At 43.5% G+C, this 24,533-nt stretch carries 23 protein-coding genes; 14 read left to right on the top strand and 9 right to left on the bottom strand.

What is annotated here, in order from left to right; translation table 11 throughout:
• The first annotated feature begins 2 nt into the window (after positions 1-2).
• Positions 3-710, top strand: a complete 708-nt coding sequence (locus tag AZH43_RS14070) for a Crp/Fnr family transcriptional regulator (protein WP_067670766.1) — start codon at positions 3-5, stop codon at positions 708-710.
• Between the two features lie 108 nt (positions 711-818).
• On the opposite strand, the gene AZH43_RS14065 is transcribed toward AZH43_RS14070, so the two are convergent.
• Together AZH43_RS14065 and AZH43_RS14060 are read right to left on the bottom strand one after the other, a co-directional pair.
• Positions 819-977, bottom strand: coding sequence for a hypothetical protein (locus AZH43_RS14065; protein WP_227509822.1), 159 nt, complete (start codon positions 975-977; stop codon positions 819-821).
• A gap of 402 nt (positions 978-1,379) precedes the next feature.
• Positions 1,380-1,862: a hypothetical protein gene (locus AZH43_RS14060; RefSeq protein WP_067670764.1), complete on the bottom strand. Its 483-nt coding sequence runs from the start codon at positions 1,860-1,862 to the stop codon at positions 1,380-1,382.
• Between the two features lie 103 nt (positions 1,863-1,965).
• On the opposite strand from AZH43_RS14060, the gene AZH43_RS14055 reads away from it, so the two are divergent.
• The 6 genes from AZH43_RS14055 to dapC all read left to right on the top strand — a co-directional run bounded on the left by AZH43_RS14055 (position 1,966) and on the right by dapC (position 9,078).
• Positions 1,966-2,712, top strand: a complete 747-nt coding sequence (locus AZH43_RS14055) for an AzlC family ABC transporter permease (protein ID WP_067670762.1) — start codon at positions 1,966-1,968, stop codon at positions 2,710-2,712.
• A gap of 1 nt (position 2,713) precedes the next feature.
• The gene (gene ygaH / locus AZH43_RS14050; protein WP_067670760.1) at positions 2,714-3,061 is read left to right on the top strand and encodes an L-valine transporter subunit YgaH; all 348 of its coding nucleotides are present in this window, start codon (positions 2,714-2,716) and stop codon (positions 3,059-3,061) included.
• Positions 3,062-3,489: 428 nt separating this feature from the next.
• Complete coding sequence (locus AZH43_RS18470) at positions 3,490-3,708, top strand: hypothetical protein (protein WP_131796937.1); 219 nt, start codon at positions 3,490-3,492, stop codon at positions 3,706-3,708.
• A 265-nt stretch (positions 3,709-3,973) separates the two neighbouring features.
• Positions 3,974-5,188, top strand: a complete 1,215-nt coding sequence (purT, locus tag AZH43_RS14040) for a formate-dependent phosphoribosylglycinamide formyltransferase (protein ID WP_171254476.1) — start codon at positions 3,974-3,976, stop codon at positions 5,186-5,188.
• 29 nt (positions 5,189-5,217) lie between these two features.
• Complete coding sequence (gene glnD, locus AZH43_RS14035; protein ID WP_067670754.1) at positions 5,218-7,884, top strand: [protein-PII] uridylyltransferase; 2,667 nt, start codon at positions 5,218-5,220, stop codon at positions 7,882-7,884.
• Positions 7,885-7,908: 24 nt separating this feature from the next.
• On the top strand, positions 7,909-9,078 hold the full coding sequence (gene dapC, locus AZH43_RS14030) for a succinyldiaminopimelate transaminase (protein WP_067670752.1): 1,170 nt from the start codon (positions 7,909-7,911) through the stop codon (positions 9,076-9,078).
• 116 nt (positions 9,079-9,194) lie between these two features.
• Here the strand turns inward: dapC and AZH43_RS14025 are convergent, their stop codons facing one another.
• On the bottom strand, positions 9,195-9,677 hold the full coding sequence (locus tag AZH43_RS14025; RefSeq protein WP_067670750.1) for a glutathione peroxidase: 483 nt from the start codon (positions 9,675-9,677) through the stop codon (positions 9,195-9,197).
• Complete coding sequence (gene msrB / locus AZH43_RS14020; RefSeq protein WP_067670748.1) at positions 9,674-10,093, bottom strand: peptide-methionine (R)-S-oxide reductase MsrB; 420 nt, start codon at positions 10,091-10,093, stop codon at positions 9,674-9,676. The genes AZH43_RS14025 and msrB overlap by 4 nt, the downstream gene beginning before the upstream one ends.
• A 228-nt stretch (positions 10,094-10,321) precedes the next feature.
• Here msrB and AZH43_RS14015 point away from each other — a divergent pair, with 228 nt between their 5' ends.
• Both AZH43_RS14015 and AZH43_RS14010 read left to right on the top strand, forming a co-directional pair.
• Entirely contained in the window at positions 10,322-11,752 is a 1,431-nt protein-coding gene (locus tag AZH43_RS14015) for a pyridoxal phosphate-dependent aminotransferase (protein WP_067670746.1), read from the top strand.
• 225 nt (positions 11,753-11,977) lie between these two features.
• Complete coding sequence (locus AZH43_RS14010) at positions 11,978-13,150, top strand: YbfB/YjiJ family MFS transporter (protein ID WP_067670745.1); 1,173 nt, start codon at positions 11,978-11,980, stop codon at positions 13,148-13,150.
• 230 nt (positions 13,151-13,380) lie between these two features.
• Here the strand turns inward: AZH43_RS14010 and AZH43_RS14000 are convergent, their stop codons facing one another.
• The 3 genes from AZH43_RS14000 to icd all read right to left on the bottom strand — a co-directional run bounded on the left by AZH43_RS14000 (position 13,381) and on the right by icd (position 15,768).
• Positions 13,381-13,566 carry a hypothetical protein gene (locus AZH43_RS14000; RefSeq protein ID WP_067670741.1) on the bottom strand — a complete coding sequence of 62 codons (186 nt, stop codon included), beginning with the start codon at positions 13,564-13,566 and terminating at the stop codon, positions 13,381-13,383.
• Between the two features lie 526 nt (positions 13,567-14,092).
• Entirely contained in the window at positions 14,093-14,395 is a 303-nt protein-coding gene (locus tag AZH43_RS13995; protein ID WP_067670739.1) for a hypothetical protein, read from the bottom strand.
• Between the two features lie 119 nt (positions 14,396-14,514).
• Positions 14,515-15,768, bottom strand: a complete 1,254-nt coding sequence (gene icd / locus AZH43_RS13990) for an NADP-dependent isocitrate dehydrogenase (protein WP_067670737.1) — start codon at positions 15,766-15,768, stop codon at positions 14,515-14,517.
• Between the two features lie 195 nt (positions 15,769-15,963).
• Between icd and AZH43_RS13985 the strand changes: the two genes are divergently transcribed.
• Complete coding sequence (locus tag AZH43_RS13985; protein ID WP_067670735.1) at positions 15,964-16,755, top strand: rRNA large subunit pseudouridine synthase E; 792 nt, start codon at positions 15,964-15,966, stop codon at positions 16,753-16,755.
• A gap of 311 nt (positions 16,756-17,066) precedes the next feature.
• A complete protein-coding gene (locus AZH43_RS13980; RefSeq protein ID WP_067670733.1) occupies positions 17,067-18,059 on the top strand; it encodes an ELM1/GtrOC1 family putative glycosyltransferase in 993 nt (330 codons plus the stop codon).
• Positions 18,060-18,293: 234 nt separating this feature from the next.
• On the opposite strand, the gene AZH43_RS13975 is transcribed toward AZH43_RS13980, so the two are convergent.
• Complete coding sequence (locus AZH43_RS13975; RefSeq protein ID WP_067670731.1) at positions 18,294-19,997, bottom strand: M61 family metallopeptidase; 1,704 nt, start codon at positions 19,995-19,997, stop codon at positions 18,294-18,296.
• A 179-nt stretch (positions 19,998-20,176) separates the two neighbouring features.
• On the opposite strand from AZH43_RS13975, the gene AZH43_RS13970 reads away from it, so the two are divergent.
• The 3 genes from AZH43_RS13970 (at position 20,177) to slyD (ending at position 23,521) form a co-directional block, all read left to right on the top strand.
• Entirely contained in the window at positions 20,177-21,487 is a 1,311-nt protein-coding gene (locus AZH43_RS13970) for a D-alanyl-D-alanine carboxypeptidase PBP6B (protein WP_067670729.1), read from the top strand.
• A gap of 113 nt (positions 21,488-21,600) precedes the next feature.
• Positions 21,601-22,902 (top strand): NAD(P)/FAD-dependent oxidoreductase, encoded by a 1,302-nt coding sequence (locus AZH43_RS13965; protein WP_067670727.1) that lies wholly within the window; start codon positions 21,601-21,603, stop codon positions 22,900-22,902.
• Between the two features lie 136 nt (positions 22,903-23,038).
• The gene (gene slyD / locus AZH43_RS13960; RefSeq protein ID WP_067670725.1) at positions 23,039-23,521 is read left to right on the top strand and encodes a peptidylprolyl isomerase; all 483 of its coding nucleotides are present in this window, start codon (positions 23,039-23,041) and stop codon (positions 23,519-23,521) included.
• A 148-nt stretch (positions 23,522-23,669) separates the two neighbouring features.
• Here slyD and AZH43_RS13955 read toward each other — a convergent pair whose 3' ends face one another.
• Positions 23,670-24,443 carry a M48 family metallopeptidase gene (locus tag AZH43_RS13955; protein ID WP_067670723.1) on the bottom strand — a complete coding sequence of 258 codons (774 nt, stop codon included), beginning with the start codon at positions 24,441-24,443 and terminating at the stop codon, positions 23,670-23,672.
• Between the last annotated feature and the right edge of the window lie 90 nt (positions 24,444-24,533).

The following is a 24,533-nucleotide window of genomic DNA, read 5'->3' as shown; positions in this document are numbered from 1 at the left end:
CAATGCTCGACCCGCAATATTTACCGCATTTAAAGAACAATTTTTGGTATGCACAGCTCAGTCCGGCTTATCAGCACTATATTTTAGAACATGCCCGCCTGCAGCACGTGCAAAAAGACCAAAGCATCTTCTTGTCCGGCGACAGCTTTAACGGGATTTATGCGGTTTTAGAAGGTGCTGTACGCTTAGGCTATATTGATATTCATGGCAAAGAAGCCTTGGCCGCAATTGCAGAGCCGATTATGTGGTTTGGGGAAATCTCACTGGTTGATCAGCAGCCCCGCTCGCATGATGCGATTGCCATGCAAAAGTCCGCAATCCTGCATTTACCCAGCAGCAGCATTCAACAGCTGGTGAGCGCGTATCCGCAATTTTGGTTTCATATCGCGCAGCTGACCAGCCAAAAACTGCGTTTTGCATTTTTGGAATTAATTTCCATTCAAACGCAAAATATCACACAGCGTTTAGCGCAGCGCCTGCTGTTTATTTTAAACGGCTATGGCAACCATATCGAGATCGAACAGCACTGCATTCATTTGTCTCAAGAACAGCTGGCGCAGCTGCTGGTGTGTTCAAGACAAACCGTCAATCAAGAATTGCAGGAACTGGAAAGGCTTGGCGTACTGAAAGTCGCTTTTCGCAAGATAGAGATTTTGGATACTGTACTGCTGCATCGAATTGCGCATGCATTTCCTCAAACAGAAATTTGATCAATGCCTCAGCGGGCAATTGCGGTGCAGTTTATTGCGCTATTTCAGGTCGTTTTATTTTTATGATTCAAATCAGTGCTTTTGTTGTCAATATTTTACATGAAGCGTTTAAGACAATAATTTGCACACATCCACACTATCAAAACCATTTGTGCATGCCGCAACTTCTTGAGCGCTGGAATCCGCTTGAACTTTTGTATTTGCTTGTACGTTTACAGCTGCAGTCATTACGGCACATACAGATAACATCATTAATGCTTTTTTCATCTTAATCACCTATTCATCTTCTTTAAATTTACGGATACAACTTATCTTTCAATGAGGCTATTTTCACACAATTTATCAAATAGAGATAATTCTCATTTTTTATAATGTTATTGTATTTTTATATTATTCAGCGTTTTTAAATATTAAAAAAATAACAATCAAACCATGATTAATATTTTTATCAAATTAAATCAATATGTTAATTAATAACAAAAAGATAAAGAAACTGTAGACAAACAAGTCGGCCACCGCCATTAAGATGCAAGACTTATTAAATAAAAATAAAAGAATCTTTTGAAATGAGATTTTTGATTTAATTATTACCTGTTTCTATGGATTTAATTTTTCACTATTATGCAAAAAAGGCCGCAATGCAACTGCCTTTGCGGCCTGAAAAACAACTCAAACGCCTACTTTTTTCGGATCAGTATTGCCTAAGTCCGGGTTTTCAATTGCACCCTGACACTGCTTTTTATCCCGTTCATAATCCGCCTGCTTTTGTGCCGCCGTATCAGACTGGCTGATCGTTTCACGCGCCCAAATCTCCAAACTGGTCAGCGCTTTACGGCAAAGCGCATATTTGCCTTCAGTCACCGAATCCGTCATTTTGACATTAATGCGCCAATCTGTGCTCAGCTTGCGGGCCGGCTTACGGACTTGCTCTTCCAGCTGATCAATCTTCTTGCTGTAAACCAGCCCGTCGACTTGGTTAATGAATTTCCACGCCTCATTTGCATAAGTCGTTGCATCGTTGCTGAGCTTTGGCGCAGGCTTAATCACGACCTTTTCTTCAGCCTGATCTGACGGCTTGCCGCAGGCTTGCAATAACAGCGCACTGCTGGCCAAAATGACTGCTTTCAAAGCATTCGAAGTAAAGCTGAACATCTTAAGTTCACTCATACAAACATTTCGGCACTATGCTAGTAAATTCAGCTACAATACACAATCTTATTTGACCTATTGATCAACTCTCCCGCTAAGGTGTGTCGTGTCAGAGTACAACCCCTCTCCAGTACAGCCCGCTGGATTTTGGCAAGGCGCTAAAGACAGCCAAGCCATTATTTTTACCTATCTTCCTGTTTCTTTTGCCTTTGGCGTATCTGCAACGCAATTCGGCTTCAGCGCATGGGAAGCGCTATTCCTGTCCTGCTCCATGTATGCAGGCGCCAGCCAGTTTTTAGTGGTTGCGCTGCTCGGCAGCGGCATATCTATTTGGATGACCGCCTTGACTGTCATTGCATTGGATATCCGCCATCTGCTGTATGGCCCCGCCTTGCAAAACCTTATTCAAGACCGCTTAAACCTAAAAAAAACCGCGGTCTGGGCTTGGGGCTTAACCGATGAAGTCTTTGCTTCCGGCATGATTAAATTGTCTCAGCGCCGTCAGGAATGGTCTGAGTCATGGATGCTGGGACTCAGCCTATTCAGCTGGATGTCTTGGGCATTGGGTTCATTTTTAGGCGGCTTATTTGCCGATCAGGTCAGCAACCTGCCGCAGTTTCTTCAAGCTGCATTGGACTTCTTATTGCCTGCGCTGTTCCTCAGTTTCTTATTGGCCGCCTTTGAGAAAAAGCACAGCTTTATCGTAGCCATTACCATTCTGGTTTCAGCCATTGCCTGTTACTTTATCGACCTGTCTGCGGCTATTTTTATTGGCATTTCCTCAGGCATTCTTGCCGGCCTGTTCAAGCATTACGTCTTAAAACAGCCAGACCCTGAGCATATTGGAGGCTAAGATGAGCTGGGAAATTATTTTAGTCGGCATCGTGGTCGGCATTGCCAATTTCGCTTCGCGCTTTGGCCCGTTTTATTTCATTCAAAAGTTTCAGCAAGGTTCTCAAAACCGCGGCGCGCTGTGGATTAAAATCGCGCTAGGCGCTATCGGTATTGCCGCCATCAGTTCTATGCTGGTTGTCGCCACTTTGCCGCCGTTGCTGGAAACTCCAAACAAAAGCTTTGCCATGCTGATGGGGTTCATTGTGCTGACTGGGCTGTATTTCAAATTTAAGAAAATTGTACCCGCTACACTGACAGCAGCCCTGACTTATGGCTTGGTGTATACCTACGTGCCTTTTCATTTTTAAGTCTAAGTCCCATTTCCCCGAATATTTTTATCTCTGAAATTATTCATTCGCAGACTTCATCAGCCTGCACTATTTTATTTTTTGCAAATATGAGATAGTCAGCACATGAAAAAACTCAGATAAAGCAGATAGATGCCGAAATACCACTTTATTCAAGGTAAAATTTTTATACATTCTAGACGCTCATCTACACTGAGCTGGGGACTGCAAAAGCCTGTAAACAGCATTTATTTTGAGTGTTTAATACAAAATCAAATGTTCAATGGAAATTTCTGTGGACTGCATTGCCGTCCAGCAGATCAAATTCGCGCTATTTATATCGAAAATAATCAGAAAAAGAACATTATTGGTTTGTATAACAGCACACAGCATATCTTGCATTTACATCCAAAACGGCAGTTATACCCTCAAATTTCTTGGCGCAAGCTATGGATAAATCTCATACAGCTAATGGGCTTCATACTCATTTTTCTTTTTTGTGTTTTCAGTTTCAGCGCATGGCAAAATACTTCATTTCATTTTATCAGCGTGATGGCCGATACGCTTTATTTTTCTACGATATTAGTTTCAATCATATTGATCTTAAGCTTATGTGCCGCCCCATTGGTTTGGTTGTTATACTGGCCGAACTTCCGCAAAACAGCTGAACAGCTCTGTGCACTTCAATGTTCAAATTTAGACATTGAAGGCTTGCCTGCATCTGTACAAAATGCAGGAATTTTTAGAATTAATTTAAACAAAAACAATTAAATACTGCTAATTTCTTGTACTTCCCACTCATCAATAGCGGCATCAGCACTTGCACTTAAAGATATAAATAAAATTGTTGGACAATATCACTTATTTATATGAACCAGCCCTTATCTCTTCAGCAAGTTCTGCTATGCTAAAAGGCCATAAAATCAAGCATGGATGACTCACATGAGCGTGACTATTGGTACCCCACTTCAATCTTCTGCTTTTAAGGTTCTACTTTTAGGCTCTGGCGAACTGGGTAAAGAAGTCGTGATTTCTTTGCAGCGTTTAGGTGTAGAAGTTCATGCTGCCGACCGTTATGATCACGCGCCTGCGATGCAAGTTGCACATTTTTCCCACACTTTGAACATGGCCGATGCCGAAGAATTAAAACAGCTGATTAAGCAAATTCAGCCGAATCTCATTGTTCCTGAAATTGAAGCGATTGCAACGCAAGTTCTGGTGGAAATTGAAGAGCAGAATATCGCCACGGTTATTCCTTCCGCTAAAGCCGTTAATTTGACTATGAACCGTGAAGGCATCCGCCGTTTAGCCGCAGAAGAACTGGGGCTGCCGACCTCTGCTTACCGCTTTGCAGACTCTTTAGAATCTTTCCGTGCGGCCTGCGATGACATTGGCTATCCAAACTTTGTCAAACCCGTCATGTCCTCTTCTGGCAAAGGCCAGTCCCGTGTAAAAAGTTTTGCCGAGGTCGATGCCGCATGGGACTATGCGCAAACAGGCGGCCGCGTCAATCAAGGCAAAGTCATTGTAGAGTCGAAAATTGATTTTGATTTTGAAATTACGCTGCTGACAGTCCGTGCAAAAAATTCGGAAACAGGTGTAATCGAAACCTCATTCTGTGACCCGATTGGCCACAGACAGGACTCCGGCGACTATGTCGAAAGCTGGCAGCCTCAAGCCATGACGCCTGCCGCTTTAGAAGAATCCAAACGCATTGCCAATAAAGTCACCGTGGCATTGGGCGGATGCGGAATTTTCGGCGTTGAACTATTTGTCAAAGGCGACAAAGTATGGTTTAGTGAAGTATCTCCTCGCCCGCACGATACAGGCCTTGTCACGCTTGCGTCTCAATTCCAAAGTGAATTTGAATTGCATGCGCGTGCAATCTTAGGCTTACCTGTGAATACTGCGCGCCACAGCACTGCAGCCAGCGCAGTGATTTATGCGGGTGTAGATGACACGAATTTATCGTTTTCTGGCTTAAATCTTGCTTTGGCAAACCCAAATACTGATTTACGCCTCTTCGGCAAGCCCGAAGGTTTTAAACGCCGCCGTATGGGGGTTGCAACAGCACGTGCAGAAACCACAGATCAAGCGCGCGAACTTGCAGAGCAAACCGTACAGCACATCAGTGTTCATCAAAACTAAGCTTGCCACACCATAACGGACTACTGTTTATGATCAATACCTTACCGCTGCTGAATTACATTAAAAGTAATCACGACATTCAAGCAATCAATCAATGGCGCACAGATGTTGAAAATCAGCTGCAGGAGTATTTTGAAAATGGACAGTCCATCCGTGATGTGATTTTAGCGCGCTCCAATTTAATTGACGAAGCGCTGAAATTTTTATGGACGCATGCCGGTCTGGATCAAACCAGTCTGGCCCTATTTGCAGTCGGCGGTTACGGCCGCCGTGAAATGCTGCCCTATTCTGATGTTGATATCATGATCCTGTCCGATGACAAGATATCTGAAGAACATGAAAAATTGATCTCAACTTTCATTTCTTCATTATGGGATGTCGGCAATTTCAAACCGGGCATCAGCGTGCGCACCATTGCAGACTGCGTAGCGCAAGCCACCAATGATCTCACCGTGGCAACCGCTTTAATTGAAGCGCGCTTAATTACCGGCAATCAAAAATTGGCGAAATGGCCGCGCCGCATTGTGTCGCAAACATGGACGGATAAAACCTTCTATGATGCCAAAATGCAGGAACAGGCCAAGCGCCATGCGCAATACAATAATACCGAAAGCAACTTAGAGCCTGACATTAAAAATGCCCCTGGCGGCATCCGCGACATCAACCAAATTGGCTGGATTGCAAAACGGCATTTCCGTGTCAACCGCATATACGACCTTGTTCATTTAGGTTTTATATCTGAATTTGAACTGGGTGTTTTAGAAGAAGCGGAAAGCTTTTTATGGGAAATCCGCCATCATTTGCACCGCCTGACCAAACGTGACGAAAACCGCTTATTGTTTGATTATCAGCGGGATATAGCCGCGAAGTTTGGCTATATGCGTGAAGAGGATAAGTCTCCGAATTATCCGATTGAACAATTCATGAAGCGCTATTACCGCAGCGCCCAGCAAGTATCCACCCTCAATGAAATGCTGCTGGCCTACTTCAATGAATCAGTGATTACACCGCGCCTGCCCAACTACAAGCGCAGCATTGAAGAAATTAATGCCAACTTCAAACTGGTTGACGGCAAATTGGCGGTTCAGCACCACAAGATTTTTTCTGAAAATCCCAGCGCAATTTTAGAAATTTTTTATCTGCTGGCAAACCGCCCTGAAATTATCGGCATCCGTGCACGCACTTTGCGCCTGCTGACTTTGGCTGCAAAACGCATTGATCAGAGTTTCAGAAATAATCCTGAACATCAGGCCATGTTTATGGCCATCATCCGTTCGCCTTACCGGCTGTATGACACCATGGTCGCAATGAAGCGCTATGGCGTCCTAGGCAATTACATTCCGGCTTTTGGGCAAATTATGGGCCTGATGCAGTATGACCTGTTCCATATCTATACTGTGGATGCGCATACCTTATTGCTGATCCGTAATTTAAACCGCTTTAAAGAACCGGAGTTCGCCAAAGACTTTCCTGTAGTCAGCTCGGTCTTCCAGCGTCTTGCCCGCAGAGATATCGTTTACCTTGCCGCAATTTTCCATGATATTGCCAAAGGCCGCGGCGGCGATCACAGTGAGCTGGGCGCTGCAGATGCCATTAAATTCTGCATGGCGCATGGCTTTAGCGAGCGCGAAGCGAATCTTGTAGCATGGCTGGTCAACAATCACCTGCAAATGTCGGTGACTGCGCAGAAAAAAGATATTTCCGACCCTGATGTGGTACGCGCATTTGCAGAAAAAATGGGCGATATGGAGCATTTGGACTATCTATACGCGCTGACTGTTGCTGATATCAATGCGACCAATCCAACTTTGTGGAATACATGGCGCGCTTCCTTGATGCGCCAGCTCTATACCCAAGCGCGTGATGTGATCCGCTCAGGCCTTGGCCGTCCAGTTGACTATCAAATGCTGATCGAAGACACCAAATTTGCGGCCAGCGAACAGCTGGTTGAAGAGTTCTCTTTAGATGAAGTTGAAAAAGTCTGGCAAGAACTGGGCGATGAATACTTCATTAAAGAATCTGCTGATGAAATAGCATGGCATACCCGCGCCATCTTAAAACATGGCGACAACCCTGAACCGCTGGTACTGATGCGCGCGCACCGCAAATATGCGCAGGATGCCGTACAAATCTTTATTTATACACAGGATCAGCCGAATTTATTTGCCACCACGGTTGCCATTTTGGACCGCATGAATCTGGACGTGCAGGATGCCCGCATTATTACTGCGCTGAAAGCATTCAGTCTGGACACCTATGTTGTCCTAGACCGTTTCGGGACATTGCTGACTGACCCTGAACGTGAAGCCACGGTGATTCAAGCGCTCGTCAAAGCGCTGAGCCAATCGGATAAATACCCCGGCCTCATGCAGCGCCGCATCCCACGTCAGCTGCGCCATTTTGACATCGAGAACACCGTCGATATCACTCTGAATGAAGCGCTGCAGCAAAATATGGTTGAAATTGCAACACTTGACCACCCCGGCCTACTTGCCAAAGTTGGCGGTTTATTTATGATGCAGGGGCTGGATATTCACTCCGCAAGAATTGCCACTTTAGGCGAACGCGCTGAAGATATTTTCTTTGTGACCAAAAAAGATGGCACACCCATGAACAGCACTGAAGCCGAAGTTTTTGCGGCTCAGCTGAAATCAGCTCTGGATGAAGCATCCCATTTAGTGTGCAGCCATCATTAATTTAATTGAACCGGTAACCATTCCATGAACTCTAGTTTGTCATTATTGCACCCGTATCCATTTGAAAAGCTGAATAAGCTTTTTCAGGATATAACCCCTGCAGATTTGCCTCTCATTCCATTGTCTATCGGTGAACCAAAGCATCCTGCGCCTGAATTTGTGAAGCAGGCAATTATTGACAACTTCCAGCATTTATCCACTTATCCAAACAGCAAAGGCCTGCCTGAACTGCGCAGCAGCATTGCCAGCTGGCTGACCCGCCGCTTCAAGCTGAACAGCATCAGCGCAGAAAGCAGCATTCTGCCTGTTTCAGGCACGCGTGAGGCAATCTTCTCTTTTGTTCAAGCGCTAGTGAACCGTGAAGATGCGCCATACATCGTTATGCCGAATCCGTTTTACCAAATTTATGAAGGTGCAGCGCTGCTTGCAGGCGCAACACCTTATTTCATTAACTGCACTGAAGAAAACAACTATTTAGGCGATTTTGATGCGGTTCCTGCTGAGGTTTGGGAAAAAACAGCTTTGCTTTTTGTCTGCACACCGGGCAACCCAACAGGCGCCGTTCTGTCTAAAGAACAGTTTAAAAAATTAATTGCCCTATCAGACCAGTATGGCTTCGTCATTGCCTCGGATGAGTGCTATTCAGAACTGTGGTTTGATCAAGCGCCAGCCGGTTTGCTTGAAGTCTGCGCCGAAATAGGCCGTGATGACTATAAAAACTGTGTGGTGTTCCACTCATTATCTAAGCGCTCAAATTTACCAGGCATGCGCTCCGGCTTTGTCGCTGGTGATGCCGAGCTATTAAAACCTTATTTGAAATACCGCACCTATCATGGCGCGGCTATGCCGGTACAGCATCAGATTGCATCAATTGCGGCATGGGATGATGAAACACATGTAGAAGAAAACCGTACACTGTACCGCGCCAAATTCGAATTGTTCCAAAATGAATTAGGCAGCCTGCTTCCATTGCAAAAACCGGATGCTGGCTTTTACTACTGGCTGAAAGTAGATAATGATGAAGCCTTTGCCAAAATGCTGATGGAAAAAGCGCATATTAAAGTACTTCCGGGCCGTTATCTGTCACGTGAAACAGCCCAAGGCAACCCGGGTGAAAATCATGTGCGTATGGCCTTGGTCGCTGATATTGCGCAATGCGAACAGGTGATTCAGCGCCTGAAAGCCATTTTATAATTGAACAGCAGCTTTAAAAAATGAAAAACCGCTATTTCGATAGCGGTTTTTTGTATGGCCGATCATATTGAACGTTGAACAAAATATGCGGAGGCTTAATCATATTTCATGGCTTATTATGCCTTTAGGGCTTTTTCAATATCTTCATGCAGTGTTTCAGGCTTGGTTGTTGGCGCATAACGGTTTAAAACATGACCGTCTTTGCCAATTAAGAATTTAGTAAAATTCCATTTAATGCCATTCCCCAGAACCCCTTTTGAGTTATTGGTTAGATAGCGGAATATTGCATGCGCTTCTGGGCCTTTAACATCGACTTTGGCAAACATGGGAAAATCCACCCCATAGTTTTTCTGGCAAAAAGCGCCGATCTGATCATTGCTGCCCGGGTCTTGTCCGCCAAATTGATTGCATGGAAAACCCAGCACCAAAAATCCTTGATCTTTATACTGCTGATATAATTTTTCTAATCCAGCAAATTGCGGAGTAAATCCGCATTTGCTTGCGGTATTAACGACCAGTAAAACTTTTCCTTCATAATCTGCGAAAGATTTATTTTTACCATCCAACAATTCAGCTTCAAACTGATAAATGTTTGTCATGGATATGTTTCCTCGTCATTTTTTTCTTGTGTTTTTAGGTCTAAGGAAGCCGAATTCACGCAATAGCGCAATCCTGTCGGCTGCGGGCCATCTGGAAAAACATGCCCTAAATGTGCGTCACAATGATGACAAACAATTTCTGTTCTGACCATGCCGTGCGATGTATCTTGATGTTCCTCAATCACGGTCCCATTTACAGGGCGGAAAAAACTTGGCCAGCCGCAACCGCTGTCAAACTTGGACTCTGAAGTAAACAAAGGCTCTCCGCAGCAGCGGCAAACATATGTGCCATCTTGCTTGGTATTCCAGTATTTTCCTGTAAAAGCAGCTTCAGTGCCCTTTTGACGTGTAATGCGAAACTCTTCTGGCGATAATTCTCTTTGCCATTCTCGTTCTGTTTTATTGAGTTTTCCCATGATGACGTCCCTTTATATCGTACTATTTAAAATAGGATAATCCTATATTTACGTCATTCAACCTTAAATTTCTAGTCTTTATTCAACAATTTACAAAATCAATATAATGCCTAAAAAAGCAAAAAGGAAGCAACTATAAAAATAAGGTGAGCAATTTTAAAAATTAAATGCTTTTTTGTCGGAAAATTTAGTGGTAGGCTTAGATGTACTCTTGCTCAGGATTAAAAAATGTCGCAGAAAAAGAGCGTAATTTTTAAAAATCTGCTGCCGGTGATTAAACAATATCAACAGGCAGGGTTTACGCATGAAAAAATTGTTGCTTTACTCAGAGATGAACACCATCTCGATTTGGTAACAACAGAGACATTTAAAAGCTATTTATACCGTTATGCAAAAGTGACCTCCACTCTTTCCGAGAACATAAAAATGCCGAACACTTTCAACACCCCACGCGAAATAAAAAAATCGTCTAAGCTCGAGCATGTATGCTACGACATTCGCGGGCCAGTGTTGCGAGCGGCCAACGAAATGGAAGAAGCTGGACACAAAATCATTAAGCTGAATATCGGCAACCCCGCCCCCTTCGGTTTCGAAGCCCCGCAAGAAATCATCAATGATGTTGCATTGAACCTGCCGAATGCGATTGGCTATACAGATTCAAAAGGCATCTTCCCTGCGCGTAAAGCCATCTGCCAGTACTATCAGCAAAAAGGCATTCTGAATATGCACGTGAATGACGTGTATGTCGGCAACGGCGTATCTGAATTGATCGTGATGGCGATGCAGGGCCTGCTGGATGACGGCGATGAAATGCTGGTGCCAATGCCGGATTACCCGCTTTGGACGGCTGCAGTCAACTTGTCCGGCGGTACAGCCATTCACTATAAATGCGATGAAGAAAATTTCTGGTATCCAGACATTGCGGATATGGAAAGCAAAATTACGCCAAATACCCGCGGCATAGTCGTCATTAACCCGAATAACCCGACTGGTGCTGTTTATCCGCGCCATGTGCTGGAACAAATTGTTGCCTTAGCAAAAAAATATGACTTAATTTTATTTGCTGATGAAATTTACGACAAAATTGTATATGACGGCATTGAGCATGTCGCTGTAGCTGCTTTAGCTGGCGACCAGCTGTGCATTTCTTTTAATGGCTTATCCAAAGCTTACCGTATTGCCGGCTACCGTTCAGGCTGGATGGCCATTACTGGCGATAAATCGCGTGCAATGGACTACATTGAAGGTTTAGACATGCTGGCGTCTATGCGCCTATGCGCCAACCATCAAGCGCAATATGCCATTCAGACAGCATTAGGCGGTTATCAATCGATTAATGATCTGATCCGCCCAGGCGGACGTTTATACGAACAGCGCAACATTGCATGGGAAATGCTGAATGATATTCCCGGTGTCTCCTGTGTTAAACCTGAAGGCGCAATGTACTGCTTCCCTAAATTGGACCCTGAAGTTTATCCAATTCAGGATGATGAGAAATTCATGCTGGATTTCTTAAAAGCAGAGAAAGTATTGTTAGTGCAAGGCACAGGCTTTAACTGGCCGACACCGGATCATTTCCGTGTCGTGTTCTTGCCTGCAGAAAATGAACTGCGTGAAGCCCTAACCCGTTTAAGCCGGTTCTTGGCAAAAATGCGTTAAGCTGCAGTAGGAATAAAAAAACCGCACATCAGTGCGGTTTTTTTATTCCTTAAAATCTGGAAAAGCTGCACATACGTTCAAATACTGCTTTATCTATACTCAAATGCATGCTTTGACTTTCTAATACTTAAGTCAAAACTGTGCCTTGAAATTAGACACTTTTCATTCTCTTCAATAGTATACATCTCTAATGATTGCCAATAGCTGAAAAATCATAGGAACAGGATGTCCTCAAATAGAATCAAGTTAAGCATTTTTTTATGCCTGTGCATGTGCTTAGGCATTGGCATTCTGCGCTTCTCTTATACGGCGCTGTTACCCTCAACACGTGAGGCTTTTGGCTGGACAGCGCAATTTTCCAGCATTCTTGGCAGTGCAAATCTGCTGGGATATTTAATCGGCGCTTTTTGGGCGATGCGCCTGCCGCAAACTCGGGTCATGACAGCCTATATTCAGATTGCTGCATTGGCAGGCATATTAAGCCTAATGAGCTGCGCCTTTTCAGGCTTTGCTGAGCCATGGTATGTATTCTGGCGAGTAATTTCCGGCATCAGCGGCGGTCTCATTATGATTCTTTCACCCAGTATTGTTGCCCAATGCTGCGAATTAAAAGACCGTTTTAAAATCAACTTTATCGGCTTTAGCGGTATAGGCCTTGGTGTTTTGCTGGCCACCCTGTTTCTGCCCTATTTAAACCAAATAGACATTCGCAGCGCCTGGCTGATCTTAACTGCATTTGCACTGATCATCAGCGCCATCCTCAGTTTACTGCTGAAAGACCTCAAACCGTTACTCAGCGAAAACGCCGCAAAACATAGCGAAGATGTACCGCTTAATACTGTTTTTTTCAGCTTGATTGCCGTCTACGGCTGCAGCGCTTTCGCTTATGTGCCGCATTCACTATTTTGGATTGACTACCTGACGCAAGTTTTAAAGCTGGATTTATTTTGGATGAATTTCAACTGGATACTGTACGGCCTTGGCAGCGCCTTAGGCGCATTCACATCCTATCTATGCGCTAAGAAATTAGGAAATTTCACCGCATTAAAAATTCTTTACTGCACCTATGTGGCTGCTATTGCTGCCGCAATATTCAGCTTCAATCCTTTTTTGACTTTTATTTCTTCATTTTTGACAGGCTTGCTCAACCCTGCTGTGGTGTTTTTGACTTCCTATACCATCTTGCAGCTATACGGCACCGCCTATAAAAAGCTGTGGAGCATTGCCACCTTAACCTTTGCCGCAATACAGCTGATAGGCGGCCTCAGCTTTAGCGCATTGCAGCATTTTGGCATCAGCTATCATCAGCAATTTATGATTGCTTCAGCCGTGCTGCTGCTTGGCACTTTGCAATTATTCTGGGTCACCCGCCGGCATTTACATACCGCAGCTCAGTAGTTTTAATGCATGCGTTCATTGCCCAGCAGAATAATCTATGCTGCCGATATATGGCATACGGCAAAAAATAAACAGGCGTCAAATCCCTTGGCGCCTGTTTATTTTATAGCTTTTGCTATGGGTTTTATCCTTAGCCAAAACACATATTCTTTCCTGTGCAACGTTTTGGCTATTGAGCTTAAATCTTTAGAAATTCATATAAGCCCGATCATTTCAACTCAGCTGAAACCTTAACGCTGTTGCTGATTGCGTTGATTTTTCTGGTTATGCTGCTGTTTATCCGACTTCTGATTTTGCTGATTCTGATCTTGCTGTTGCTGCTGTTGTTGCTGTTGCTCTTGCTGGTTCTGCTGCTGTTGATTTTTCTGCTGTTGGTTTTGCTGTTGGTTTTGCTGTTGCTGCTGATGGCGGGACATTTCATGCAACTCCTGTTCAGTGATATTAAATCAATGCATACACCTAAATGCACACATCCAACGATGTAACAATACCTGTTGGTTCGAGCTTCCTTATTCAACATCTGGGCAATAACCACTTTAGCCTAGAAATCCATCTTTCCAAGCCCTGAGCTGTTTCAAATTGCTTCAATGTAATTACACTTTAAATAAAGTGAATAAATTCAGCGGGGGCAATAATTGAACATTTACTGAATTAACGCTTCTGCTAAATATACAAACTTAATTAAACGAAACATTCAGCTGGCTGAAACACTTTACGCATGCAGGGCTTCTGTACAAATAATTTATGCTTCTGGCTGTGCATATAGACAGCATTTTCTTCGTTTTCAGTCTCAAGAACGCCCTGTCCCTCAACCCAAATTTAAAACAATATAAAACCCGCTATAAAGCGGGCTCGTCTATAAGCTAAAGCACTTTTTGAATGATCAGACAGCATCATATTATGCTGTTCATACTTTTAGTTTTGAAAAACCATTTAGCATGACTATTGCGCTGGACGCTCTTTCGCTGATTGATAAGCTTCTTGTGCAATTGCTAAACTTTTCTTTTTACCTTCTTCGGTATCTGGAATTTCATTGCTTGTGCCGTTTTTGGCTTTTGGCGGGCTTGAAGCAGCGGTACGGCTATAAAGACGCTGTTCTTGCTGAAAACGCGCATCAGCAGTAGCGCCTGAGCAAGGCTTAGACTGATAAATCACAGATCCTTTTATATTGCACTTATACACTGCGCCAGCTTGCGCCAATACAGGCATTGCCAGCAATAATAAAATTGTCCCGCTGCTTTTCATTGTATTCCCCTTATAATTTTCGTACAAAATATCATCAAGTTATTTAAAGTTCTAGTTTTTACAAATAAATACCCCGCAAAGGCTGCGGGGTATTTCACATTCTCTTGATCTTACTCAGGCTATTCCATGTTGTCGATGATAGCCTGCCCAAATTCAGAACAGCGCAGCAGGGTTGCATCCGGCATTAAGCGCTCAAAATCATAGGTCACGGTTTTAGCCGCTATTGCCCCTGAGATCCCTTTAATGATTAAGTCAGCCGCTTCAATCCAGCCCATATCACGCAGCATCATTTCCGCAGAAAGAATGATTGAGCCCGGATTGACTTTATCTTGTCCTGCATATTTTGGCGCAGTGCCATGTGTCGCTTCATAGACTTGAACAGCGCCGCCAATATTGGCGCCTGGGGCAATCCCGATGCCGCCGACTTCAGCCGCCAGTGCATCAGAAATATAGTCGCCATTTAAATTCAGCGTCGCAATGACGGAATAATCTGCTGGGCGCATTAAAATCTGCTGCAGGAATGCGTCTGCAATCACATCTTTAATAATAATATCCTTGCCGGTTTTCGGGTTCTTAATTTTGACCCAAGGGCCGCCGTCAATCAATTCACCGCAGAAACGCTCCATTGCAAGCTCATAGCCCCACTCTTTAAACGCGCCTTCGGTATATTTCATAATGTTGCCTTTATGAACTAAGGTCACTGAAGGCTTGTTATTATCTATAGCAAATTGAATCGCTTTACGCACCAAACGCTGCGTGCCTTCTTTAGAGACCGGTTTAATGCCAATGCCGCAGTTCTCTTCAAATCGGATCTTGGTTACACCCATTTCTTCTTTTAAAAATTTAATGACTTTTTTCGCTTCAGCAGAATCGGCTTTCCATTCAATTCCAGCATAAATATCTTCTGAGTTTTCACGGAAAATAACCATGTCGGTCTGTTCAGGATGCTGCACCGGCGATGGCACACCTTTAAACCAGCGCACAGGGCGCACACAAACGTACAAATCCAATTCTTGGCGCAGCGCCACATTCAGGGAACGAATACCTCCACCCACTGGCGTTGTAAGCGGCCCTTTAATCGATACGACATATTCACGCAACGCTTCTAAGGTTTCATCCGGCATATACGTACCGTAAATTTTATTGGCTTTTTCACCGCAATACACTTCCATCCATTCAATAGAACGCTTGCCGCTATAGGCTTTTTGCACCGCGGCATCAACCACGGTTTTCATTGCTGGTGTAATATCAATGCCGATGCCGTCGCCTTCAATAAAAGGAATAATCGGCTGATTAGGCACATTTAAAGATAAATCTGAATTTACGGTAATTTTACTGCCATCCACTGGCACCACAATTTTTTGATAACCCATTCGGTCTATTCTCCTTATTATTCATCCGGCAATTTAAAAATAATTGCCAATTTGCAATACTTTCAATCTATCTTCACGCATAATAGATTAATCGAATTCAAACATCTTTGAGATTTATAAGGGAAATAACTCTATTTTCCGCTTAAATAAAACTCGATGTTTCTTTTATTTATATTAGTGAAGAAGCCATTTCATATGAAAATCGTCATTCTCAATAAGCCTTATGACGTGCTCTCCCAATTCCGTAAAGATGAAGCGCACATGACCATGTCCGACTTCGTAGACGACCCGACTTTGCGTTTGGCTGGCCGTTTAGATATGGACTCTGAAGGTTTAGTTTTTCTGACCGACCACGGCGGCCTGAACCAGTACATTACCAACCCTGAAAATAAGAAATTTAAAACTTACTTGGTTCAGGTTGAAGGTGATGTCACTGAAGAAGCGCTTGAGCAGCTCCGCCAAGGTGTTGAGCTGAAAGACGGCATGACATTGCCCGCAAAAGCAGCCAAAGTTGAACAGCCAGCATGGTTATGGGAACGAGATCCTCCTGTTCGTTTCCGCGCCTCTGTTCCTACTTCTTGGATTGAAATTTCAATCTGTGAAGGCCGCAACCGTCAAGTTCGCCGCATGACAGCAGCCATCGGTTTTCCGACATTGCGCTTAATCCGCACAAAAATCGGTGCTATTGATTTGGTTCAAATGGCCTTACAGCCGGGCGAAACCAAGGAAATTGAACCGCTTCTTTATCCGGATTTCCAAAATATTCCTGCCGAAGAACCATATCGTTCACGTTCTTACGTGAAAAAACCAGGCGGTACAGGCGGTAAGCCAATGGTACGTAAAAACAAAGATGGTTCTGTGAAGAAAACGTCGGGCACGAAGCGTATTTGGCAAATGGATGACAGCGAAAAGCCAAAACGCCGCACCAATGGTACAACACGCCCAAATACCAAAGCGCCGCGCGGCCGCGGGCGTAATGGGCGTTAAGCTGGAATCTTAAAAATTTGTTTAAAATTAAAGCTCACGTAAGTGGGCTTTATTTATTATTCATACTTATCTTTAATATTATTCATACTTATCTTTAATATTATTCATACTTATCTTTAATATATTGTAATCAATCATAATATTATGAATTAGATAAAAATATACAATACCCTTAAAGCCACTTATATCCTTACCTGCTATAAGGCCAGATGTTAAATGTCAAATAATTATCACAGAAGATTAAGAATACTTTAAGCAAAAAATCTTAGCCTATCTTTAATGAATAAATTGATTAAAGAAAGGTTCATCAAATGAATCAAAATATTTTAGTTATCCATGATGGGCGTAATGGACATCACAATCCGTCATTAGCCATTGCTGAAATATTGCAAACTCAATATGCATTTTCCATTCAAAACTATAAGCAAAATAGTATGACGTCCAAGCGGCTGACCAGCCTATTAAAAAAAGCATCTCATTTCCCTTGGCTGTTCAAACTTCTGTCGCCTTTATTATTCAAGTCTATTCCTCCCAATTTAAAAAATACTAAAGTCATTGTCTGCTCGGGCATGCCTAATCTTATCTACGCGGCATACTTGTCACAGCGCTTCAATATCCCTTTAATCTATGCAGGAAATGTTCGAAATTTTAACGCCCATTTTATAGATTGGAGCATCAGCGCAATGCATCAGGAGTGCAGCTGCAAACAAATCATTCTCCCAACCCCTCCAGTGCTGCAAAAATTCAGCCAGCTTCAAAATCTTCCGTTTAGTGAGCATGCGGTGTTAATGCTGGGCGGCAGCACGACTGAATATCCCTTTCAAGACAAAGATTTTGAATTAATGATTATGAACTTCATTCAGTTCACTCAAGGGCGGCACTTGACTGGCACAATTATCTGTTCAAGAAGAACTCCCAATTTATCGCAGCAAAGCTTGGACTTAATGCAGCAGCATGCAGTGGAATTCAAAGCATTCAGCAAGGACATACCTATTATGGACAGCCTGACTAAAAGCCATTACATCTTTGTGACTGAAGACAGCGTGACCATGCTGGCGGAAGCTATTCATACAGGCCGTGTTGTTACATCAATTTGCTTCAATGAACAGGTAATTTCTAGTTTAATCGGCAAATATTTAGACCAGCATTTAATTCAGCGTAAAACAGCAGCGCAAATAAAGTCTACTGCAAATATATTTAGCCAAATTGAAAAGCAAGATATGAATAATAGAATTATCCATGAAGTTGACCTCGCTTCACCTCCATCTCAAAAGGCTGAATATGCGCTGCTTGCAAAGCATTAACCAATTCAAATGTAATCTCGATTTTTAGCGCATGATTAAATATCTTGCGCTAAATACCCGCAAAAAAGCCTCTCTGATCTGCTTGCTCACCAATCGCTTCATATGTAGCTATACATCATAAAATGTAATTACAGCCCAATATCCCTTCAAATAAAATATTAATCACTTTCACTAAAAAATAAAAAAACCGACGCTAAAGCATCGGTTTTACATGACAGTTACATTCTTAAGAACTTAAGCTGTCAGCCACTTCTCCGCTTTAACTTGATCTTCAATCTTTAATTCCACTTCTGCCAATTCAGAACCTGCGGACTGAACCTCAAACTGCATAAACTCATCACGGCGGAACGCATAAACAGAATATGTGCCCTCCAGCTTCGCATATTGCTCAACAAGTTTCACAGTCGCTTTTAAACCGTCAATGGCAACAATCACATCATTGGCGGAAAGCCCTGCGTTTGTTCCAGCACCATCACGGCGGGCAGATTGAACCAGCACACCTTCAGGCTTATCTGCCAGCTTTAAACCCAATGGCAATGACTTGTCATTTTTCAAGGTAAAACTGACACCAAACTCAGGAAACAGCTGATCCAGCGGCAATTCATCAGTGGTATTAATCAAGTGATTGATTTGCTCTAACCAATCATCACCCGTCAATTCATTGCATAAATTGAAAATGGTACGCTCATTCACTTGAATGCCATTTTGCGCATTTTCATACAGCTTACGCATTAAGGCATCTAGACTAGAACCGCGAAGACGCAGACCTAAGTCCAAACACAACGCAACTAAACAGCCTTTGTTGTAATAGCTGGTACCGGCATTGTTGGAGTTTTCATCCTGACGGTAGAACTTCACCCACGCATCAAAACTTGATTCAGATACAGACTGAACCAAACGGCCAGGGTTTTGCAAATAGCGGTCAATTTGCGCTTTTAACAAGCTTAAATAAGCATCCTGATTAATCACGCCGCTGCGCAATAAAATCAGGTCATCGTAATACGATGTGAAGCCTTCAAAAATCCACAATAAAGAGGTATAGCCTTCTTTGTTCAGATCATAATTCACGAAATTTTCCGGACGGATAAACTTCACCAGCCAAGAATGGAAATATTCATGGCTGCAAAGACCTAAGAAACGCTGATAGTCTTTTGACGGCTGTTCTGGCTCATTGGCTTTCGGCAGGTCATCACGCGGCGTAATCAGACTGGTGCTGTTTGGATGTTCCAATCCGCCATAGCTGTTGCCTGTTGCCATGGTCATAAACGTATAGTCTTTGAATGGCGCAGAACCAAACATTGAAATTTCTGTGCTGCAGATTTTTTCAATATCCTGCTGCATACGCTGCGCATTCATTGCGTGCTTGCCTGAAACCACAAATTCATGTGGAATGCCATTGGCTTCAAAACTGAAACGGCTTTGATCCGCCAGCTCAAATGGTGAATCAATCAGCTGTGCATAACTGTCGGCATATAAGGTATAGCGGCCTTTCACCAAGGTTTTAGATTTTAAACCGGTCGCCAATTGAAAATGCCGCAACTCCTTTGGCAGAAACACTTCAACTTCAACCGCTTTGCCCTCTTGTCCATCCAGCCCTAAACATGCGCAAGCCGGATTTACATATAATCGGTTTTGATCGACATAAGCGCCGCGCACAGACAGATCATAGGCGTAAACATCATATTCAACGGTAATCAGCTCATGATCGGTATTGAATAAACGCCATTTATTCTTTTCAAATTTCTGAATCTGCAAAACCCGCCCGTCTTCATCATAAGCTCGGACAGATTCAATATGTTTTGAAAACTCACGAATTAAATAGCTTCCCGGTATCCAAGTTGGAAGTGATAAAACTTGCGTCGGGTCTGCCAGAAAACGTGCAGTGACATGAATAAGGTGCTGACGATAATCGTCAAATTCGATTTGATAATGCAGCATAATGGGCAATACAAAATAAAAAATGTTAACTTAACAATAAGCTTAACATTTTTTAGCTGAACGATGCAGGACTGTCGCAATTGTCTACAATTATGACTAGTCAGCAGAAAAAAAAAGGCATAGCATTCCACTAATTTTTTCGTATTTTTGGACTCAGGGATGGGTCTTAAGGAACCTCATTGAAACGCGTGATCTACTTCATCCTGGCGCTATTCGCTTTATGCTCCACGATAGCAAATGCTGCACTGCTTAACATCAATCCAGAAACCGTAGAAGCTGAAGCATGGACCATTCTTGACCCGCAGTCAGGCCAAGTCATTGCTGAGCATAACAGCCATGTGCAGCGCGCTCCTGCATCATTAACCAAGATGATGGTAGCCTATATCGCCTTAAAGGAGATTCAGGCAGGCCACTTAAATAAGAATGATGTCCTTACTGCAACACCCGTAGTGAATGTCGTGCAGTGGGATGAATCCCAGATGTACCTAAAAGAAGGTGAACAAATTACTGTAGACCATCTTTTGGCCGGCTTGATTGTGATGTCAGCCAATGATGCCGCAGTCACTTTGGCAGAAAAAATTTCTGGCGGCCTTCCGCAGTTTATTGACCGGATGAATAAAGAAGCCAAAGCGCTGGGCATGAATGACACACATTTCCAAAACCCCGCCGGCATCACCATGCCGGACCATTATTCGTCAGCATCTGATTTGGCCCGTTTAGGGCGTGCGCTGGTACAGGAAACACCAGACTATCTCAATTATTCCAAACAGACCAGTTTCAGCTATAACAATCATTTTCATAAAGCCACCAATATTCTGCTCAAGCAAGATCCAACCGTCGACGGCATGAAAACAGGCTTTACCAAAGCTGCCGGCTATAACTTGGCTTTAACGGCAAACCGCCCGTCCGGACTGCACAATGTCCCTGACCGCCGTTTAATTGTAGTGGTTATGGGCACTAAAAGCGGCTTAAAGCGCGCCGAGGTTGCTCATAAACTGATGAATCTGGCTTATACCTATAGCCGCAATGAAGTTGCAATTAAAGACAAGCAGCTGGTAGCGGAATTGCCCGTCATTAAATCGACTTTGAAAATGTTTAAGGTAGAAACGAAAAAACCGCAAATTATTACCACGTCATTATTCGATCCTGCACAGACTATTGACCTGAATACTTTTGACCAGCCGCATCAGCGCATCATGCTGAATACGGGCAGCCTTGTTCAAACCATAGAGCCGCTTCAGCAAACCCAGACCCAGATGAATATTGAAGTAAATGAAAAACTGCTGACTGCGCCTTTGACTCAGGTCATGAAACTCGTCACTGTCAACGTGTATCAAAACAACCAGCTGATCAATACCATTGATATTGAAGATGACGTCAATATTGAAGAAGCTAATGTTTTTGAACGCTTCTTATTTTGGATTAAAAGTATTTTCGGTCTTTTCTCAGCCGATGCAGGCGCTGTTAAAACCTACCCTTTGTCGCAATAGATATACTTCGGATGGCATTGTGTAACTTGTAAGACAATTCAAAAACACCCTGAAAAAGAAGATGGCATACTCCTGCCATCTTCTTTTTTTTACAATAAAAATAGGCATTTCGAATGAACCAGCAACAGCAAAATGAACTGCACAGAATTGTTATTGTCGGCGGCGGTGCAGGCGGCTTGGAATTGGTTACTCAATTGGGTGACAGTATTGGAAAATCAAGTAAAGCGCATATCACGCTGATTGATATGAAACTGACACACGTCTGGAAACCGCTGCTGCATGAAATTGCAGCCGGCACAATGAATATCAATGAAGAAGAAACCAATTACTACAGCCATGCAGCCAAACATCATTATGAATTCGTTTTAGGCTGCTTAGAGGACATTCTTCCGGCCAAAAAACAAATCATCCTGAGTCCAACCCGATTAGGAAAATACGGCAGCTCGAATGAAAAGCTCACACTCAATTACGACACTTTAATTTTAGCCGTAGGTTCGGTGTCCAATGATTTTGGCACAGCAGGCGTGCTTGAGCATTGCCACTATCTCGACAGCCTGCAGCAGGCTGAAATTTTCCAGCAAGACATGCTGCGCCTTTATTTAGATGCTCAAGGCAGCCATGAACCGCGCCAGCTGAATATCGGCATTATTGGCGCGGGTGCGACTGGGGTGGAACTTGCTGCAGAGCTGGTGCAGGCAAAGCAGAACTTCTACAAATACGGCTTGAACAAGATTCTGCCTCAAAATGTGCAAATCAATCTAATCGAAGGTGCAGATAGAATCCTGCCGGCCCTGCCTGAAAAGCTGGCCGATCATGCGCAGAAGCAATTAGAACGGATGAGCATAGACATTCACACATCCAAACGCGTTGAAAAGGTGGATGCCGAAAAAATTTATTTCACTGACGGCAGCAGAATTCATGCGGAACTCAAAGTCTGGGCCGCCGGCATTAAAGTGCCCGCAGTGATTGCGGATTTAAACGGTTTTGCAAAAGACCGCCTAGGCCGCTTAGAAGTCTATGCGACGCTGCAGACTAAAGCTGATCCTGATATTTTTGCCTTCGGTGACTGTGCGCATTGCCAGCCGCGTGCAGATGAAGCAGTACTTGGCCCGCGCGCGCAAGTGGCCAGCCAGCAGGCTGCATTTTTAACCGAGGCGATAAAAGCCCGCCTGCGCGGCCAGCAGCTGCCGATGTTTAATTTTTCCGATAAAGGCTCTTTGGTTTCTTTAAGCAAAAATAAAGCCGTCGGTGAATTATTGGGGCAAGTCAATGTACAAGGCTTCATTGCAAAATCTATGTACGTCTCTTTATACCGCATGCATCAAGCCGCCATCCACGGCTATACACATGCGGGTTTATTAACCGTAAAAGATTTTATGAGCAAAAAAATCACGCCAAAAATAAAATTGCATTGAAATTTTAATATTCACCCCGATTAATGAAAAAACCATCATCTAAATAGTAAAAATGCAATTTTTTAGTAAATTTAGTCTACAAAAATGCAATTTCACTTTATGATGTACCCTTTAAAAAATTGAATGGATCATTAACATGACTGCTATTGCAAATAACCTTGTGGTGTCTTTCCACTACACATTAACTAATGCTGAAGGTGAAACACTTGACCAATCTCAAGGTGAGCCGCTTGCCTATTTGCACGGCGCTGGCAATATCATTCCTGGTCTTGAAAAAGCTTTAGAAGGCAAAACTGTAGGTGAAAAATTCACTGTAAATGTTCCTGCTGCAGAAGGCTATGGCGAATATAATCCTGATTTAGTTCAAGAAGTTCCTGCTCAAATGTTCCAAGGCGTTGACAACATTCAAGCTGGCATGCAATTCCAAGCGCAAACAGATGACGGCGTTCAAATTGTTACTGTTAAAGCAGTTGAAGGCGACAATGTTGTTGTTGATGCAAACTTCCCGCTTGCTGGCCAAGATTTGACTTTCGAAGTTGAAATTGTAGAAATCCGTGAACCTTCTCAAGAAGAATTAGATCACGGTCACGTACACGGTGCAGGTGGCCACCACCACTAAGATCTTATGATCTGACGTGCAAAAGGCAAAGTTTTACTTTGCCTTTTTTGCGCCCTTAAGTTTAGACCGCACTTTTAAATATGCAGTCAAAGACATAAAAAAGCAGAGCCTATGCCCTGCTTTTTTCAATTCACTTAGATAGATCGCTTTATTTCCGCTGATTGTAAATTGCTTGCGCCGCTGGCAAGTTCTTGCGCATGGCCTCTATACGCTGGCCATTTGACGGGTGAGTCGACAAGAATGAAGAGCCGCCCGCGCCATCAAGTTTGTTCATTTTTTCCCACAAGGTAATCGCGGCTTGCGGATTGTAGCCTGCGCGCGCCATCAGCATTAATCCGCCTTGGTCTGCACGGCTTTCCAAGTTCCGCGAATATGGCAAACCGATACCAATTTGGCTGCCCAGCTGCGCCGCTGCAGCGCCGGTTTGACCAACGCCTGCCGCGCTAAGGCCTATGCCAAGCGCCAAATCAGTCAAAGCTTGCGCCCCCACTTTATTCTTAGAATGCTCTTCCAGCGCATGCACCATTTCATGGCCCATCACTGCCGCAATTTCCGCATCTGTTAAATTCAGCTTAGTAACAATACCGGTATAGAACACCACTTTACCGCCTGGCGCCACATAAGCATTCACTTGTGAAGACTTTAATACAGCAAGCTGCCAATCAAACTTCGTGCCCGTTTGGTTCATTTGATCTGCATAAGGCTTAATGCGGGTGAATACGCTGTAAATGCGCTTATAGGTCGCAGATGACGTATCCAAAGTATTATTGCCGCGCGCTTCAGTGACTGTTTTATTAAAACCCTGTGTTGCTGCGGCGTTTAATGTAGCTGTATCTGCACCTGCCATATCCGCTACGGTTGTACAGCCAGAAATTGTTACAGCACTGGCAGCGCATAAGCTCATTAATATATTTTTATTCATTATTCAGGACTCCAGACCCACAATCTAACATGCATAAATTATAGCAATTATATTCTTTAAATTTAGGAGGTTAAATAAAGTTAAAGCGCA

Source organism: Acinetobacter pragensis (genome assembly GCF_001605895.1).
Taxonomy (GTDB): domain Bacteria; phylum Pseudomonadota; class Gammaproteobacteria; order Pseudomonadales; family Moraxellaceae; genus Acinetobacter; species Acinetobacter pragensis.
This window is presented reverse-complemented; position numbering and strand designations above follow the sequence as displayed.

Bases quoted from the DNA above. Each gene is read 5' to 3' on its own strand.
- AZH43_RS14060 (WP_067670764.1), bottom strand. From the start codon at position 1,862: ATGTTCAGCTTTACTTCGAATGCTTTGAAAGCAGTCATTTTGGCCAGC.
- AZH43_RS13955 (WP_067670723.1), bottom strand. From the start codon at position 24,443: ATGAATAAAAATATATTAATGAGCTTATGCGCTGCCAGTGCTGTAACA.
- AZH43_RS13980 (WP_067670733.1), top strand. From the start codon at position 17,067: ATGAATCAAAATATTTTAGTTATCCATGATGGGCGTAATGGACATCAC.
- AZH43_RS13985 (WP_067670735.1), top strand. From the start codon at position 15,964: ATGAAAATCGTCATTCTCAATAAGCCTTATGACGTGCTCTCCCAATTC.
- AZH43_RS14070 (WP_067670766.1), top strand. From the start codon at position 3: ATGCTCGACCCGCAATATTTACCGCATTTAAAGAACAATTTTTGGTAT.
- AZH43_RS14010 (WP_067670745.1), top strand. From the start codon at position 11,978: ATGTCCTCAAATAGAATCAAGTTAAGCATTTTTTTATGCCTGTGCATG.
- AZH43_RS18470 (WP_131796937.1), top strand. From the start codon at position 3,490: ATGGATAAATCTCATACAGCTAATGGGCTTCATACTCATTTTTCTTTT.
- dapC (WP_067670752.1), top strand. From the start codon at position 7,909: ATGAACTCTAGTTTGTCATTATTGCACCCGTATCCATTTGAAAAGCTG.
- icd (WP_067670737.1), bottom strand. From the start codon at position 15,768: ATGGGTTATCAAAAAATTGTGGTGCCAGTGGATGGCAGTAAAATTACC.
- AZH43_RS13965 (WP_067670727.1), top strand. From the start codon at position 21,601: ATGAACCAGCAACAGCAAAATGAACTGCACAGAATTGTTATTGTCGGC.
- slyD (WP_067670725.1), top strand. From the start codon at position 23,039: ATGACTGCTATTGCAAATAACCTTGTGGTGTCTTTCCACTACACATTA.
- AZH43_RS14000 (WP_067670741.1), bottom strand. From the start codon at position 13,566: ATGTCCCGCCATCAGCAGCAACAGCAAAACCAACAGCAAAACCAACAG.
- AZH43_RS14065 (WP_227509822.1), bottom strand. From the start codon at position 977: ATGAAAAAAGCATTAATGATGTTATCTGTATGTGCCGTAATGACTGCA.
- ygaH (WP_067670760.1), top strand. From the start codon at position 2,714: ATGAGCTGGGAAATTATTTTAGTCGGCATCGTGGTCGGCATTGCCAAT.
- AZH43_RS13975 (WP_067670731.1), bottom strand. From the start codon at position 19,997: ATGCTGCATTATCAAATCGAATTTGACGATTATCGTCAGCACCTTATT.
- AZH43_RS14025 (WP_067670750.1), bottom strand. From the start codon at position 9,677: ATGACAAACATTTATCAGTTTGAAGCTGAATTGTTGGATGGTAAAAAT.
- AZH43_RS13995 (WP_067670739.1), bottom strand. From the start codon at position 14,395: ATGAAAAGCAGCGGGACAATTTTATTATTGCTGGCAATGCCTGTATTG.
- AZH43_RS14015 (WP_067670746.1), top strand. From the start codon at position 10,322: ATGTCGCAGAAAAAGAGCGTAATTTTTAAAAATCTGCTGCCGGTGATT.
- purT (WP_171254476.1), top strand. From the start codon at position 3,974: ATGACTCACATGAGCGTGACTATTGGTACCCCACTTCAATCTTCTGCT.
- msrB (WP_067670748.1), bottom strand. From the start codon at position 10,093: ATGGGAAAACTCAATAAAACAGAACGAGAATGGCAAAGAGAATTATCG.
- glnD (WP_067670754.1), top strand. From the start codon at position 5,218: ATGATCAATACCTTACCGCTGCTGAATTACATTAAAAGTAATCACGAC.